At 67.3% G+C, this 13,775-nt stretch carries 13 protein-coding genes; 5 read left to right on the forward strand and 8 right to left on the reverse strand.

Going from position 1 to position 13,775, the window contains the following annotated elements; genetic code table 11:
* Position 1 precedes the first annotated feature (1 nt).
* The 3 genes from M5C96_RS07005 to bfr form a co-directional block, all read right to left on the reverse strand.
* Positions 2-1,675, reverse strand: a complete 1,674-nt coding sequence (locus M5C96_RS07005; RefSeq protein ID WP_272568127.1) for a PepSY-associated TM helix domain-containing protein — start codon at positions 1,673-1,675, stop codon at positions 2-4.
* Positions 1,675-1,980, reverse strand: a complete 306-nt coding sequence (locus M5C96_RS07010) for a DUF3649 domain-containing protein (protein ID WP_272568129.1) — start codon at positions 1,978-1,980, stop codon at positions 1,675-1,677. Before M5C96_RS07010 ends, M5C96_RS07005 begins: the two co-directional genes overlap by 1 nt.
* Positions 1,981-2,373: 393 nt before the next feature.
* Positions 2,374-2,850, reverse strand: coding sequence for a bacterioferritin (gene bfr, locus M5C96_RS07015; protein WP_272568130.1), 477 nt, complete (start codon positions 2,848-2,850; stop codon positions 2,374-2,376).
* A 280-nt stretch (positions 2,851-3,130) separates the two neighbouring features.
* Here bfr and ahpC point away from each other — a divergent pair, with 280 nt between their 5' ends.
* The 3 genes from ahpC (at position 3,131) to M5C96_RS07030 (ending at position 7,979) form a co-directional block, all read left to right on the forward strand.
* Positions 3,131-3,706: an alkyl hydroperoxide reductase subunit C gene (gene ahpC / locus M5C96_RS07020; protein ID WP_272551795.1), complete on the forward strand. Its 576-nt coding sequence runs from the start codon at positions 3,131-3,133 to the stop codon at positions 3,704-3,706.
* 177 nt (positions 3,707-3,883) lie between these two features.
* Positions 3,884-5,452 (forward strand): alkyl hydroperoxide reductase subunit F, encoded by a 1,569-nt coding sequence (ahpF, locus tag M5C96_RS07025; protein ID WP_272568132.1) that lies wholly within the window; start codon positions 3,884-3,886, stop codon positions 5,450-5,452.
* Between the two features lie 493 nt (positions 5,453-5,945).
* On the forward strand, positions 5,946-7,979 hold the full coding sequence (locus M5C96_RS07030) for a patatin-like phospholipase family protein (protein WP_272568135.1): 2,034 nt from the start codon (positions 5,946-5,948) through the stop codon (positions 7,977-7,979).
* 285 nt (positions 7,980-8,264) lie between these two features.
* Here M5C96_RS07030 and M5C96_RS07035 read toward each other — a convergent pair whose 3' ends face one another.
* Together M5C96_RS07035 and M5C96_RS07040 are read right to left on the reverse strand one after the other, a co-directional pair.
* Complete coding sequence (locus M5C96_RS07035) at positions 8,265-9,131, reverse strand: substrate-binding domain-containing protein (protein ID WP_272568138.1); 867 nt, start codon at positions 9,129-9,131, stop codon at positions 8,265-8,267.
* Positions 9,132-9,181: 50 nt separating this feature from the next.
* On the reverse strand, positions 9,182-10,153 hold the full coding sequence (locus M5C96_RS07040; RefSeq protein ID WP_272568140.1) for a Bug family tripartite tricarboxylate transporter substrate binding protein: 972 nt from the start codon (positions 10,151-10,153) through the stop codon (positions 9,182-9,184).
* Between the two features lie 109 nt (positions 10,154-10,262).
* Between M5C96_RS07040 and M5C96_RS07045 the strand changes: the two genes are divergently transcribed.
* A complete protein-coding gene (locus M5C96_RS07045; RefSeq protein WP_272568144.1) occupies positions 10,263-11,162 on the forward strand; it encodes a LysR family transcriptional regulator in 900 nt (299 codons plus the stop codon).
* Between the two features lie 96 nt (positions 11,163-11,258).
* Here the strand turns inward: M5C96_RS07045 and M5C96_RS07050 are convergent, their stop codons facing one another.
* The gene (locus M5C96_RS07050; protein ID WP_272568146.1) at positions 11,259-11,771 is read right to left on the reverse strand and encodes a GAF domain-containing protein; all 513 of its coding nucleotides are present in this window, start codon (positions 11,769-11,771) and stop codon (positions 11,259-11,261) included.
* A gap of 325 nt (positions 11,772-12,096) precedes the next feature.
* Between M5C96_RS07050 and M5C96_RS07055 the strand changes: the two genes are divergently transcribed.
* Complete coding sequence (locus tag M5C96_RS07055) at positions 12,097-12,438, forward strand: hypothetical protein (protein ID WP_272568148.1); 342 nt, start codon at positions 12,097-12,099, stop codon at positions 12,436-12,438.
* 57 nt (positions 12,439-12,495) lie between these two features.
* Here M5C96_RS07055 and M5C96_RS07060 read toward each other — a convergent pair whose 3' ends face one another.
* Entirely contained in the window at positions 12,496-12,807 is a 312-nt protein-coding gene (locus M5C96_RS07060) for a hypothetical protein (protein ID WP_272568150.1), read from the reverse strand.
* Positions 12,808-12,835: 28 nt separating this feature from the next.
* Positions 12,836-13,657: a posphoenolpyruvate synthetase regulatory kinase/phosphorylase PpsR gene (ppsR, locus tag M5C96_RS07065; protein WP_272568151.1), complete on the reverse strand. Its 822-nt coding sequence runs from the start codon at positions 13,655-13,657 to the stop codon at positions 12,836-12,838.
* Positions 13,658-13,775: the final 118 nt, after the last annotated feature.

Consider the following 13,775-nt stretch of genomic DNA (forward strand, 5'->3'; position numbering starts at 1 on the left):
GTCAGGCTCCGGCGGCTGGGGTGGACGGTGTGCTGGAGGGCGTGGCGGCGCCGGCATCGGCGGCGGACCGGCCCCGGGCGGTGGCTGCCTTCACGCCGCGCGCGGGGCGCAGGCGCCAGGCCATCCAGCCCAGCAGGGCGCCGGTGGCGAGGAACGACAGGTCCATGCCCGCCCACGTCCATTCGCCGGCTGGCAGCGTCACGCCCAAATGGGTGTGCGTGGTGAGGGCGTTCAGCACCGGCAACGCGGCGAACACCATGCCCGCCAAGCCCAGCAGCCCGCTCCAGCCCCAGCGGTCGGGCCGCACGATGCCGATCACCAGGGCCAAGCCCCAGGCGCCGAAGAAGCAGGCCAGTTCGGCATCGGCGCGGTCTTGCAGGCCGAGCGGCAGCAGCCGGTTGGAGGCGAGGAACACGCCCGTGGCCAGCGGCATGCCGCCCAGCAGCGCCACGTTGAGGCTGGCCACCAGGCGCTCGCCGCGCTTGAGCGGCGGCGCGGCGGCGCCCTTGCGCTGCGCCTGCTGGCGGCGCTTGACGCTCCACAGCACCATGCCGGTCGCGATCATCAGGCTGCCCAGCACGCCGAAGCCGAACAGCCCCCAGCGCATGCCCGGCCCGGCAAAGCGCGCCAGATGCAGGCCGTAGAGCACGCGGTAGGTGCGCAGGGCGGGCGAGTCGGGATCGATCAGCGCCAGCGTCTCGCCCGTGACGGCGTCAAAGCGCATGCGGGCGGGCCCGTACTGAAGGCGGTCGCCATCGTGGCGCGTGACCTCGATCACTGCGCGGTCGCCGTCGCGGCGGGCACTGAGACCGCCGATGCGCGCATCGCCCCAGGTGCGGTGCGCACTGGCCAGCAGCGGCGCCAGATCGGTCAGCGGCAGCGCTTGCGCCACGTCGTCCGGTGCGCGGCGCGTGGTGCGAGCCGATGCCGTGTCGCCCTGCATCTCGGCAAAGTACGCCTGCGAGTCGGTGCCTTTCGGGCCGGCGTAGGCGGCGGCGATGCCCGATGGCATGTACATCGAGTGGAAGATCATCAGACCGCTGAAGGTGATCATCAGATAGAACGGCAGCACCAGCACGCCCGAGACGTTGTGCGCATCCAGCCACGCGCGCTGGCCGCCCTTGGTGGGCCGGAAGGTGAAGAAATCCTTGAAGATCCGCCGGTGCGTGACCACGCCGGTCAGCAGCGCGATGAACATCAGCATCGTGGCCACGCCCACCACCCAGCGGCCCTCCAGCGTCCAGCGGCCCTTTTGCGCGGTGCGCAGCTCGAAGTGGAAGCGGTAGAAGAAATCGCCGCCCATGGTGTCGCGCGTCTCGATGGCCTCGCCGGTCTGCGGGTTCATCAGCAGGGTCTTGAAGCGCCCGCCCTCCTTGCCGCGCCACAGGATGGTCACGCCGGGCTGGCGCTCGTCGGGCAGGCGCATGAACCACTGCGTCACGTCGGGCGCCTTGCGGTGCAGGGCCTGCTGTGCGCGCGCGGCCACATCGGCGCTGGCGGGCGGCAGGGCATGCAGTTCGGGCCGCATCCACAGGTTGAATTCGGTCTTGAAGAAACTCAGCGTGCCGGTGAAGAAGATGGCAAACAGCAGCCAGCCCAGGATCAGGCCGGACCAGGTGTGCAGCCATGCCATGGCCTGGCGAAAGCCTTCGCGGTCGGGTACGGCCCTGGCCATCAGGCACCCCCCAGCCAGCGCGGCGCCATCGCCAGCGCGCCCAGGGCGAGCGCCGGCAGTCCGATGGCGCCCCAGGCACCCCAGACCGTGCGGGCATAGAACGCCCAGGCCACGGCGCAGGCATAGACCAGCCACGACAGCAGCGTGGCCGTGAGCACCGCCTCCACGCGGGTCATGAAGGGCAGCAGCGCCAGGGTGAGGGCGGCGGTCGCGGCCGCTGCCAGCGCGTAGCCCCCGAAAGCGCCGGCCATGGCGCGGGAGGTGACCGCCAGGCGGTAGCGCCAGTCGAGGCGGGCTGCCTTCATGGGCGCCCCGCGCGCGCCGAAGCGATGGCGGCCGCGCGGGAGAAAGCATCGAAAAAAGAAGGATCGGCCAGTGGGACGAAACAGGTACGCGCAGGCTGGTGCAGCATCGAAAGGCTCCATGCAGGTTGGGGCGCTGGCTGCAGGCGGGGCGCGAAGGCCCGGGCGAACTGTCTGGCTGGCTAGGCCGACATTTTAGATTTCATGAGAATCGTTCGCATTCCGTTGTATGCAATCGCAACAAACAACGTGAACTTGGGTGGTATTTGCGCACGGCCTGATGCGTGTGCGCAACACTTTGGGGTGCAAGGGGCCGGACACGACGAACCGGCCCGAAGGCCGGCTGGAATGGTATGTGCCCAGACGCGTTGCGCCGGGCAGGCGGGCAAGGGGGGGTTATTCGGCTTCGCCCATCTGCGACTGCAGGTAGTTCTGCAGCCCGACCTTGGCCAGCAGGTCGATCTGCGTCTCCAAGAAGTCGATGTGCTCTTCGGTGTCGTCCAGGATGCCCTGGAGCAGATCGCGCGAGACATAGTCGCGCACCGTTTCGCAGTGGGCGATGCCGTCCTTGATGGTGGCCTGGGCGCCCCGCTCGGACCGCAGGTCGCATTCGAGGATCTCGGGCACGTCCTCGCCGACCTGCAGCTTGGCCAGGTCCTGCAGGTTGGGCAGGCCGTCCAGCATGAAGATGCGGTCCATGAGCTTGTCGGCATGCTTCATCTCGCCGATGGATTCTTCGTATTCCTTCTTCGCCAGCTTGTCGAACCCCCAATGCTTGAGCATCCGGTAGTGCAGGAAATACTGGTTGATGGCCGTCAGCTCGTTCTTGAGCTGGGCCTGCAGATGCGAAATGACCTGTGCGTCGCCTTGCATGGAGATTCTCCTTGTGTGGGGTTGGGCTGCGATTGTCATGACGCGGGCCATGCGGCGCAAGGCAATCCCCCTGCCGGGACGGTATGGCTGCGTTTGATGCTGAGTTGTGTTCGCGTTGGGCGTCCTCAGATACAGTCGTTCGCTCCTGCCCACGCCACGAAGCCCTTTGCTTTTTATAGTCTGTGGCAATCGACTTGATGAAGTCAATTAATTGGATTGATGGGTTGGTAGCGCCTAAACTTCAGGTTTTCGTGTTCAGCCATCAACCTAGGAAACAGCAATGTCCCTGATCAATACGCAAGTCCAGCCCTTCAAGACCACCGCTTTCGTGAACCGCGACGGCAAGGGCGACTTCATTGAAGTGACCGAAGCCAACCTCAAGGGCAAGTGGTCCGTCCTGATTTTCATGCCGGCGGCCTTCACCTTCAACTGCCCCACCGAAATCGAAGACGCGGCCGACAACTATGCCGAGTTCCAGAAGGCCGGCGCCGAGGTCTACATCGTGACGACCGACACGCACTTCTCGCACAAGGTGTGGCACGAAACCTCCGACGCCGTCGGCAAGGCCAAGTTCCCGCTGGTGGGCGACCCCACGCACCAGCTGACCAACGCGTTCGGCGTGCACATTCCTGAAGAAGGCCTGGCATTGCGCGGCACGTTCGTGATCAACCCCGATGGCGTGATCAAGACCCAGGAAATCCATTCCAACGAAATCGCCCGCGACGTGTCGGAAACCCTGCGCAAGCTGAAGGCGGCCCAATTCACCGCCGCCAACCCAGGCCAGGTCTGCCCCGCCAAGTGGAAGGAAGGCGCCAAGACGCTGACGCCTTCCCTGGATCTGGTCGGCAAGATCTAAGCCCCTCGGCCTCCCGCAGGAGCGGGGCGCCTCGGGCGCCCCTGGCCGGACAGCAGCATGGCGTGCGCGCCATGCCGTCCGGCTTTTTTTCGCCCGCTCACCCCCGATTTCTCCGCTCCGTGCCCGGCACTGGCCGCGCCGCCCAACGACACAACTCGAATCGCAAAGGACACCACCATGCTCGACGACCAACTCAAAACCCAACTTTCGGCTTACCTGGAGCGCGTGACGCAACCGTTTGAGATCGTGGCGTCCCTGGACGGCAGCGAGGTGTCCACCCAGACCCGCGAACTGCTGGAAACCATCCAGGGCCTGCGCAGCGACAAGATCACCCTGCGCACCGACGGCAACGACGCGCGCAAGCCCTCGTTCACCCTGCAGCGCGCCGGCACGCAGACCCACCTGCGCTTCGCCGGCCTGCCGCTGGGCCATGAATTCACCTCGCTGGTGCTGGCCCTGCTGTGGACCGGCGGCCATCCCCCGAAGGTGGAGCAGGACGTGATCGAGCAGATCCAGGCGATCGATGGCGACTTCGAGTTCGACGTCTACATGAGCCTGACCTGCCACAACTGCCCGGACGTGGTGCAGGCGCTGTCGCTGATGGCCATCCTCAACCCGCGCATCAAGACCACGGTGATCGAAGGCGGCGCCTTCCAGCAGGAAGTGACCGACCGCGAAATCATGGCCGTGCCCATGGTGTTCATGAACGGCCAGGTGTTCGGCTCGGGCCGCATGACCGTGGAAGAGATCGTGGGCAAGCTGGACACCGGCGCGGCGGCGCGCGATGCGGCCAAGCTCTCGGCCAAGGAAGCCTTCGACGTGCTGGTGGTCGGCGGTGGCCCGGCCGGCGCCGCGGCCGCCGTGTATGCCGCCCGCAAGGGCATCCGCACCGGCGTGGCCGCGGAGCGCTTCGGCGGCCAGGTCAACGACACGCTGGACATCGAGAACTACATCTCGATCAGCAAGACGGACGGCCCCCAATTCGCCGCAGCGCTGGAGCAGCACGTGCACGACTACGAGGTGGACCTGATGAACCTGCAGCGCGCCAAGGCCTTGAAGCCCGCCGCAGCGGAAGGCGGCCTGATCGAGGTCGAGCTGGAAAACGGCGGCACCTTGCGCTCGCGCACGGTCATCCTCTCGACCGGCGCGCGGTGGCGCAACATGAACGTGCCCGGCGAAGACCAGTACCGCACCAAGGGCGTGACCTACTGCCCGCACTGCGACGGACCGCTGTTCAAGGGCAAGCGCGTGGCGGTGATCGGCGGCGGCAACTCCGGCGTGGAGGCGGCCATCGACCTGTCCGGCGTGGTGGCGCACGTCATGCTGCTGGAGTTCGCGGCCGAGCTGAAGGCCGATGCCGTGCTGCAGCGCAAGCTGCGCAGCCTGCCCAACGTGACCGTCATCACCCAGGCGCAGACGACCGAGGTGCTGGGCGACGGCAACCGCGTGACGGGCCTGGCCTACCAGGACCGCGCGAGCGGCGAAGCGAAGCAACTGGCGCTGGAAGGCATCTTCGTGCAGATCGGCCTGCTGCCCAACACCCAGTGGCTGCAGGGCACGGTGGAGCTGTCGAAGTTCGGCGAAATCGTGGTGGACTCGCATGGCCGCACCAACGTGCCGGGCGTGTTCGCCGCGGGCGACGTGACCACGGTGCCGTACAAGCAGATCATCATCGCGGCGGGCGAGGGCGCGAAGGCGGCCCTGGGCGCATTCGACCACCTGATCCGATCCACCGCACCGGCCTGATGGCTGAAACGCCGGCTGGCCTGGGCCGGCTGCCCGGTGCTGCTTTCCTTGAGGGGAAAGTCTGGCGCCTGTGTGGCCGGACATGCGTTTTCCTGGCCAACGCTTCGTCTCGTGCGCCACGGCGGTGGGCGTGTTCCGGAGAATGGAACGAAATCATTTCCGCGCCGCCGCCGTGCTATCCAAACTACCGTCGTCTCCCTCAAAGCTGAGCTCTTCACCCGAACGCGCCGATACGGCTCCCTCCTCCTCCTCTTCCTCGTTGCGCCAGCACGCAACCAGCGCCTCGCTGGAGTCCGGGCATCCGTTGCGTCGACGGTCATCCTGGAAGGATTCGGCGTCGGCTCTCCTGGGCTGTGTGCGTTCTCCGGAGACTGCGGAGGCGGCGGAGTCTTTGCAAGGCAGCGACCCGCTTCAGCGGCCGAGGGGGCGCCCGCCCCAGCGGGCGGCTTCCAGTCCGGCTGCGTTGCCTGCTACGCCGGCCTTGCCGCCACCCGTGTTTTCGGGCCAGGGTTTTTCCATCCATATGGACGTCAGCGGCGCCGCCATCCTGGCGCAGCCGTTCATGCTGCGCCGTCTGGAGCTCACCGGGGGCGGGGCGAAGGGCGCGGTGTATCCCGGCGCCATCCAGGCACTGCACGCCCACGGGCAACTGGAACACCTTCGGCAAATAGGAGGCGCTTCTGCGGGAGCCCTCGTGGCCGCCATGCTGGCCAGTGGCGCGCGGCCGGACGACCTCGAAGAAACGGTCAATCAACTCGACATGCTCGGCATGATGGACAAGAAGGCCCGCCGGCCGGGTGCCGTATCCAGGCCACCACCGGGCAAGGTGGGCGCGCTGGTCCGGATGGTGAGTAACCGCGGCACCGAGATGCCCAACCTCACGAACCTGCTCAACCGCAAGGTTCGGGAGTCGGTCCTTCAACGCATTGCCGCATCGGAGCTGGCGGACACCCGGGCCGACATTCGGCAGATCCAGGCCCGACTGCAGGCCCGTGATCGGCTCGACGCGCTGGAGGTTCTGGCCCATGGCAGCGAGTTGTCTGGCGATGCCCTCTCCGAGTTGAATGCGCTGCGCCACCGCCAGGAGCGCTATGAGACCGCCAGGGACGGGTTGCAGCGCTTGATCGGCCAACCTGGGCAGGAAGAGGAACGGGCACGATTGGAAGCGGAACTGGATGAGGCCGCTTGCGGTGATCTCACGTTGGGCGACCTTGACCGCCTGGGCCAGGACGTGCCGGGTATCAAGGGCTTTTTCTGCACCAGCACCGCGGTCGTGAGCGAGACCGGGGCGCCTCGTCCGGAACGGCAACTCGCGGTTTTCAGCTCCGACAATCCGGACCTGCGCTGGATGGAGGTTGCCCATGCTGCCAAGCTGTCCGCCTCGCTGCCCGGCATCGTGGCGCGAGGCATGCAAAGCCTGCCGCACGGCACCACCGACGGTTCCTTGAAGCTCCAGTTCGAGGACGGCGGCGTGCTGATGAATACCGCGGCGCTGCAACTGATCGACCCCGACGCCGCGAAGGAAGAAAACCTGGTGCTGACCCTGGAGCACCCTGTCTTGAAAAAGGCCCTGGGGGAATCCTCTGGCGAGGGCAGCGGAGGGCTCTGGGGCCAGGTGATGGACAAGGTGCGCAACAGCAGCGAGGCGGGCCGGCTGAACAATGCCTCGCGCCAGTTCGCGGCTGAACGGCTGGCCCAGGAGGATCTGCGCCCCAGGACGGTCATGGCCCAGTTGAAGGGCGTGCCTGGTGTTGGGCCCGATTATTCCGGCAGCAAAGGCACCCTTGCGCTGGAGATGACGCCGCAGGAGCGCACCACGCTGCAGAACGCTTTTTTCGACCGGATTGATCGCCACCTGCAAACGCGCCGCGCCGATGTGTCCTTTCGGTCACTGGACCACCTGCTGGCAGACCTGGACGGCGACCGATTCGCACAGATCGGCGGCCCGAAACACCCCGTTGCTGATGGGCAACCCGCATTTCGCGAAGCGGTCGAGGCGGCGGCCTGGATGCGCGCGAGCCTGGCCCAGGCAGCCTTGGACCTGGCGAGTGCGGACGATGCGGCCCCAGCCGATGCGCTGCGCCATCAGATCCACGACTGGGCGCGCACGGTCGAGGCCAAAGCCCAGGGGCGCCCTGATCGCCTGGATGCCTGGGCCGCTTTGCTGACCGCATCTCCGCAGCCTGCGCACCAGCGCATCATGGATCTGGTGCGGGGCTCGGCACTACCCGAAGGCAGTTCCTTCCTGCGCCTGTGCCGTGACCAGGATGAGAACCAGACGGCCAGGCGCGCGGGCCTTCGGGTGGCCCACCAGATCGCCTATCCGGCGATGGCGCGCGCGGGTGTCACTCCGGCGATTCGCGACGTGCTGGGCGAGGTGGGGCGGAACCTGGCCGCCGTGAGCGGGCGGGCAGACGTCGAGGTCACGGCGCGTCAACTCGATGAGGCACTGCAACGCAAAGACCTTTCGTCCGCCGACCGGGAAAGCCTGTTGCGGGTGCGGCTGTCTCTTCCCGACCCGGCGTGAGGCATATGCGCTGACTGCGGGGCCGCTGACTGTGCGCCATCGGGTGGTTCATCTCCGGTCGGGTGCGCGGCAGGTTCCTCGCCAACTTTGGCAGAGGCGCGGGCATCGTTTCTGCACGGATCGTCCCCAGCGAGAGAACGACTGGCTGTGTTGGGTGTGACTTGAGCGGCGGTAGGCTGCTTTGGTTTGATTGCTATGTTTTTAATGGCAAAAAACCTTTTTCCTTGTTGCGCTGAAGGGAGATTGGATCATCGGCTTTTGCCGAGTTGCAATGTCGGGCCCGTTTTAGTCCTGCTTCAGGGAGGGCGCTGTTGCAGGCTCCATGCCGGTGCTTCGCACGATGGCGGCGGCCGCTGGTGACGCCAGGAAGCGGATCAGATGGCGGGCGGCATCCGCGTTCTGCGCGCCCTCGGCCACGCCGGCCGAGAAGAACACGCGCTGCTGCACGGCGTCCGGCAGGGGCCCGACGAATTCCAGCTCCTTGAACGGCAGCAATTCACTCACCTGCTGGAAGCCCAGCTCCGCATCGCCCCGCAGCACCACCGCGCCGACGCGTTCGCTGTAGATCCTGGTGGCCTTGGTCTTCATCGCCTCGGCCACGCCCAGGCGCGGGAACAGTTCGTTGACCAGGTAGGTGCCGCTGGCGCTGGCGGAATAGGCGACCGATTTGGCCTGGAGCAGGGTCTGCTTGAGGGCCGCGGGGCTGCTGATGTCCGGCTTGGGCGTGCCTTTGCGCACGCTCATGCCGATCATGGAGCGGGCCAGGTCGACGCGGCTGCCCGCTTGCACCTTGCCCTGCGCCGTCAATTCGTCCAGCCCCGAATCGGCCAGGATCACGATGTCGAACTGCTCGCCCCGCGCCATGCGGCTGGGGATGGAGTCGGGTGCGTTGCCGAGCGACGCACCGCGCGCCGTGACGACCGTGTGGCCGGTGGCCTGCTCGTACAGCGGCACCAACTGGTCGTAGGCGGCCGAGAAGCCGCCCGAGGTGACCACGCGGATCTCCGCGGCCTGGGCAGCGGGCGGCGCGGCGCCTCCCAGGGCCAGCCCCAGGCCCAGGGCGGTGCCCAGCAGGGTGCGCAGCACGCGGCGCCGGGCGTTGCTGGGCGTGGCCGTGGTGGGGGACGGTGTGAGCGGGAGGTTGAGCGGCATGTCCTTTGTCTCCTGATTTTTTCTGGGGGGAATGCGTCCGGCCTGCCGTCTCAGTCGGCGGTGATCTTGCGTTCGCGGATGATGCGGCCCCACTTGGCGTGCTCCGCCGCGATGAATTGGCCGAGTTCTTCGCGGCCCGTGGGGCTGGCGGTCTGCCCGTGCTTGAGCAGGTTGTCGCGCACCTCCGGCGTGTTGAGCACCTTGACGATTTCGGTGTTCCAGCGGTCCAGCAGGGGCTTGGGCGTCTTGGCCGAGGCCACGAAGGCATACCAGTTGGTGGCGTTGAAGCCCGGGTAGGTCTCCGCCACGGTGGGCACGTTGGGCAGGTAGGCCGGGCGGGTCAGGCCAGTGGTCGCCAGGGGAATGAGCTTGCCCGATTCGATGTGGGGCAGGGCCGAAGGCGGTGCGGCGTAGAACGCGGTGACCCGCCCGCCCAGCACGTCCTGCAGCGCCGGGGCGCCCCCTTTGTAGGGAACGTGCAGTGTGTCGATCTTCGCCACGTCGTTGAGCAGTTCTCCCGCCAGGTGCGCGGCCGAGCCCGGGCCGGTGGAGGCGTAGTCCAGCTTGCCGGGCTCGCGCTTGGCTTTGGCCACGAAATCGCCGAGCGATTTGATGCCGGTGCTCGCGGGCACCACCAGCACGTTCGGGAAGGCCACGCCCATCGAGATGGGCGCCAGGTCCTTGAGCGGGTCGTACGCCACCTTCATGAAATGGGGCGCGATGCTCAGCGGCCCGATGGAGCCGAACAGCAGCATGGACCCGTCCGACGGGCCGTTGGCCACCTGGGCATGGGCCAGGTTGCCCCCAGCCCCCGGCTTGTTGTCCACCACCACGCTCTGGCCGATGTTCTCGCCCAGCTTCTTGGCGATGATGCGGGCGGCGATGTCGGCCGAGCCGCCTGCGGCGAAGCCGACCACGAGGGTCACCGGCTTCTTGGGGGGAAAGTCCTGCGCCTGGGCGGTGCTGGCGAGGGGGAAGCTGGCGGCCAGGAAGGCTGCCGCGATGAGGGGGCGTCGTTGCATGGGGTATGTCTCCGGGAAAGCGCCGCCGGGTCGTTGGCCCGGCGATCAAGGGCGCATCGTAGGAGGGGCACAATGATCCGTAAATTGCAATTTACGAAACGACTGTTGCATGCGAAGCATCAAATTCGACCTCAAGGAACTGCAGGCCTTCGTGGTCACCGCGGACCAGTCCAGCTTCCGCGTGGCGGCCGAGATCCTGTGCCTGTCCGCCCCGGCCTTGAGCCGGCGGGTGGAGCGGCTGGAATCCGCGCTCGGTGCCCGGCTGCTGGAGCGGACCACCCGCACGGTGGAACTGACCGCGATGGGCCAGGAGTTCCTGCACGAGGCGCGCATGGCATTGACCGGGCTGGACGAGGCGGTCCAGCGCTTCGGCGACCAGGTGCAGTTGCGCCGGGGCCGCGTGACCATCGCCTGCGTGCCGTCCGTGGCCAACCACCTGCTTCCGCGGGCGCTGCAGGCCTTCGCACAGGCGCTGCCCGACGTGCAGGTGCACGTGATCGACGAGAACGCCCAGCAGGTGATGGAGGCCGTGGCCCGCGGCGAGGCGGACTTCGGCCTGAGCTTCACCGGCACCCAGGAGTCGACGCTGCTGTTCCAGCCGCTGCTGCGCGAACGCTACGTGCTGGCCATGCCGCGCAGCCACGCCTGGGCCCAGCGCCCCGAGGTGCGTTGGGAGGAACTGGCCGGCCAGCGGCTGGTGTCGGTCTCCAGCCGCAGCAGCAACCGCCTGCTGCTGGACCAGGCCATGGCGGAACTGCCGAATCCTCCCGTCGCCTGGTACGAATGCAACCATGTGACCGGCGCGCTGGCCCTGGTCGAGGCCGGGTTGGGGCTGGCGGCCTTGCCGCAGTTGGCGCTGTCGCCCGCGCATTCCCAGGTGTGCGGCGTGCCGCTGACCGGGCCCGACCTGTGGCGCACCCTGGGGCTGCTGCAGCGGCGCTCGCGCGAACTCAGCCCGGTGGCCGAGGCCCTGCGGCAGCGCCTGCTGCAGATGCATACCGCGGTCTGACGCGGCCGGTTGCACTCGAAGGGCAGGGGATTTGGCGGCCGGCATGCATCCGCTGCCCCGATGGCCCGGCGCCGCCGCATTCGGCGCCAGGCTTGCTCAAGCCCGCGCCGAACCCGGCGCCAGCCGCGCGGCCAGCAGGTTGGCCGTGTAACGCAGCCGGTCGATGTCCGCATCGGCACGAACACCGCGGCTGAAGCAGCACAACGTGCCGTACACCGCCCCGCCGGACAGGCGCACCGGCGTGCTCAGATGGGTGCCGATGGGGAACCCCGGGTCCGGCGCCTTGCCGGACGCGATGTAGGGCGCGGCATCTTCCATCCGCTCCGGCAACCGGCCTTCGACCACCCGTTGGCACCAGCTTTCTTCGACCGGGTCGGACCGGCCCACTTCCACCGGCGAGAAATCCGGCGCGCTGTCCACGGCCATGATGGTGCGGTGGTCGGCCGTGAGCTGGGACACGAAGGCGACGTCCATGCCCAGCCGCGTGCGCAGCAGTTTCAGCACCTCCGGAACGGCGGCGGGAAGCTCAGGGTCGGCGGAATCGCTGGTCGCGACCAGCAGCTCCGAAATCTTGACGTCGAGGTCGTCGGGGTCGTAATCTAAAAGCATGCCGCCAGTCTAAGCCAGAGCAGAGCTGGCGTTCGGCTGAGCAACGGGCCGAATGACCATCATCGGCTTGAGAATTATTCTCATATACTGTGCTGCAGCCAGCCAGGCGCCACCCGTGGGGTGCAGCGCTCCGAGCCAGCGCCTTTTGTTCCCTGAATGATCCAGGTCTGCGCCCGTTCGCGTGGCGCACCCGCTGTCCGGCCCGTCGGCCGTGGACTCCGCGGGCGGCGCCGTCGGCCCGTCCGGTCCGCAAGCTGCCCCGTCGTGGGATGCGGCGCGGCCGATGGCTGGCCTGGTCTGTTGCAATCCCGAAGGAGGCTTGACCATGGCTGCCGATGCACCGCGCCCGGACACTGAAAACCCCACCGACGAGGAATACCGCCTGCCCTGCACCGAGGCGCTGCTGGCCAGCACGATGGCGCTCATGACGGGCCACGCGCACACCGCCGAGGCCCCGTATCGCGATGCCATGGCCCGCAAGATCATCGTGAACCTGCAGGCCCTGTCGCAGATGCCGGGGCTGACCTCGCACTTTCGCACCATGCTGCGCAGTCTGCAGACCCACTGGACCCCGGGTCCGGAGCGCCGCGCGGCAGCGCAAGAAAACCGCGACCCCGAGCCCCGCCCCCAGGCCCTGTGGCACGCGGCGCCGGAGGCGGTGCAGTAGGCCGGCGGTGCTATCGCGCCTTTGGTAGAACTGGTCCTGACCCCGGGCCTCTTCGACTCAGCCGGCCACCTTGATCGCCAGGATCGCCAGGCCAAGAAGAACGAGCACCGCGGGCAGAACGCGGGCCCGTGGCCGGGAGGCCTTCGCCGCGATGGCGATCTGCACCACTGCGACAAGGGCAAAGATCGCACTCGCGGCCACGATGGCATTGCCCGACCCGTTTTCGATGGCGTTGGCGGGAATGGACGGGTCCATCCCGTGCATGAAGTCGTATTGATTTTGTGGCACAAGCGCCATGATCAGCAGGCCCAGGATGGACGCTGCATGCAGGATCATCCGCAACGGCTTGTTCATGGTTTGCGGATTCATTTATAGCCTTTGGCGAAATCGCCGCGATTCAATACACCAGCCGCTCGGGACGCACTTCCTGCAGGATGGTCGTGGCGATTTCCTCGATGCTTTTGGTGGTCGTGGACAGCCAGCGGATGCCTGCGCGCCGCATCATCGCCTCGGCCTCGGACACCTCGTTGCGGCAGTTGTCCAGTGCCGCGTACCGGGAGTTGGGGCGCCGTTCGTTGCGGATCTGCGAAAGCCGCTCGGGCTGGATCGTCAGCCCGAAGATCTTCTTGCGGTGCGGCTCCAGCGCCGGGGGCAGCTGGCGCCGCTCGAAGTCCTCGGGAATCAGCGGATAGTTGGCCACCTTCAGGCCGCACTGCATGGCCAGGTACAGGCTGGTGGGGGTCTTGCCGCTGCGCGACACGCCCACCAGGATCACGTCGGCGCCGGCCAGGTCGCGGTGGCTCTGGCCGTCGTCGTGGTCCAGGCTGAAGTTGATCGCCTCGATGCGGTCGGTGTATTCCTTGCTCAGGCTCACGTCCGAAAAACGCCCCACGCGGTGGTGCGACTTGGTGCCCAGCTCGGTCTCCAGCGGCCGGATGAAGGTGCCGAACATGTCCAGCAGCATGCCCTTGCAGCCTTCCTGGATGACGCGCAGCACGCCCATGTTGACCAAGGTGGTGAAGACGATGGGCTTCTTGCCCTCCACGTCCGCCGTGTGGTTGATCTGCCGCACGGCCTGGTGCGCCTTGTCCTCGGTGTCGATGAAGGGCAGGCGCACGTGGCGCGGCTTCATGTCGAACTGGGCCAGGATGGCGTTGCCGAAGGTTTCGGCCGTGATGCCGGTGCCGTCGGAGATGAAGAAAACGGTGCGCGTGTGCATGGGCAGGGGTTCCGAAGAAGGGGGACGATCCGTCAGCCCGCCGCCAGCGCGGCCGCGCAGGGCAAGCCTACAATGGCGCTCATTATCCAAATTCTCACCATGCACCCCGGCGGCCCAC

Origin of the sequence: Acidovorax sp. GBBC 1281 (genome assembly GCF_028473645.1) — a bacterium.
GTDB lineage: Bacteria > Pseudomonadota > Gammaproteobacteria > Burkholderiales > Burkholderiaceae_C > Paracidovorax.

Excerpts from the sequence above, each read along its gene's own strand:
- M5C96_RS07005 (WP_272568127.1), bottom strand. The coding sequence starts at position 1,675 with ATGGCCAGGGCCGTACCCGACCGCGAAGGCTTTCGCCAGGCCATGGCA.
- M5C96_RS07010 (WP_272568129.1), bottom strand. The coding sequence starts at position 1,980 with ATGAAGGCAGCCCGCCTCGACTGGCGCTACCGCCTGGCGGTCACCTCC.
- bfr (WP_272568130.1), bottom strand. The coding sequence starts at position 2,850 with ATGCAAGGCGACGCACAGGTCATTTCGCATCTGCAGGCCCAGCTCAAG.
- ahpC (WP_272551795.1), top strand. The coding sequence starts at position 3,131 with ATGTCCCTGATCAATACGCAAGTCCAGCCCTTCAAGACCACCGCTTTC.
- ahpF (WP_272568132.1), top strand. The coding sequence starts at position 3,884 with ATGCTCGACGACCAACTCAAAACCCAACTTTCGGCTTACCTGGAGCGC.
- M5C96_RS07035 (WP_272568138.1), bottom strand. The coding sequence starts at position 9,131 with ATGCCGCTCAACCTCCCGCTCACACCGTCCCCCACCACGGCCACGCCC.
- M5C96_RS07040 (WP_272568140.1), bottom strand. The coding sequence starts at position 10,153 with ATGCAACGACGCCCCCTCATCGCGGCAGCCTTCCTGGCCGCCAGCTTC.
- M5C96_RS07045 (WP_272568144.1), top strand. The coding sequence starts at position 10,263 with ATGCGAAGCATCAAATTCGACCTCAAGGAACTGCAGGCCTTCGTGGTC.
- M5C96_RS07050 (WP_272568146.1), bottom strand. The coding sequence starts at position 11,771 with ATGCTTTTAGATTACGACCCCGACGACCTCGACGTCAAGATTTCGGAG.
- M5C96_RS07055 (WP_272568148.1), top strand. The coding sequence starts at position 12,097 with ATGGCTGCCGATGCACCGCGCCCGGACACTGAAAACCCCACCGACGAG.
- M5C96_RS07060 (WP_272568150.1), bottom strand. The coding sequence starts at position 12,807 with ATGAATCCGCAAACCATGAACAAGCCGTTGCGGATGATCCTGCATGCA.
- ppsR (WP_272568151.1), bottom strand. The coding sequence starts at position 13,657 with ATGCACACGCGCACCGTTTTCTTCATCTCCGACGGCACCGGCATCACG.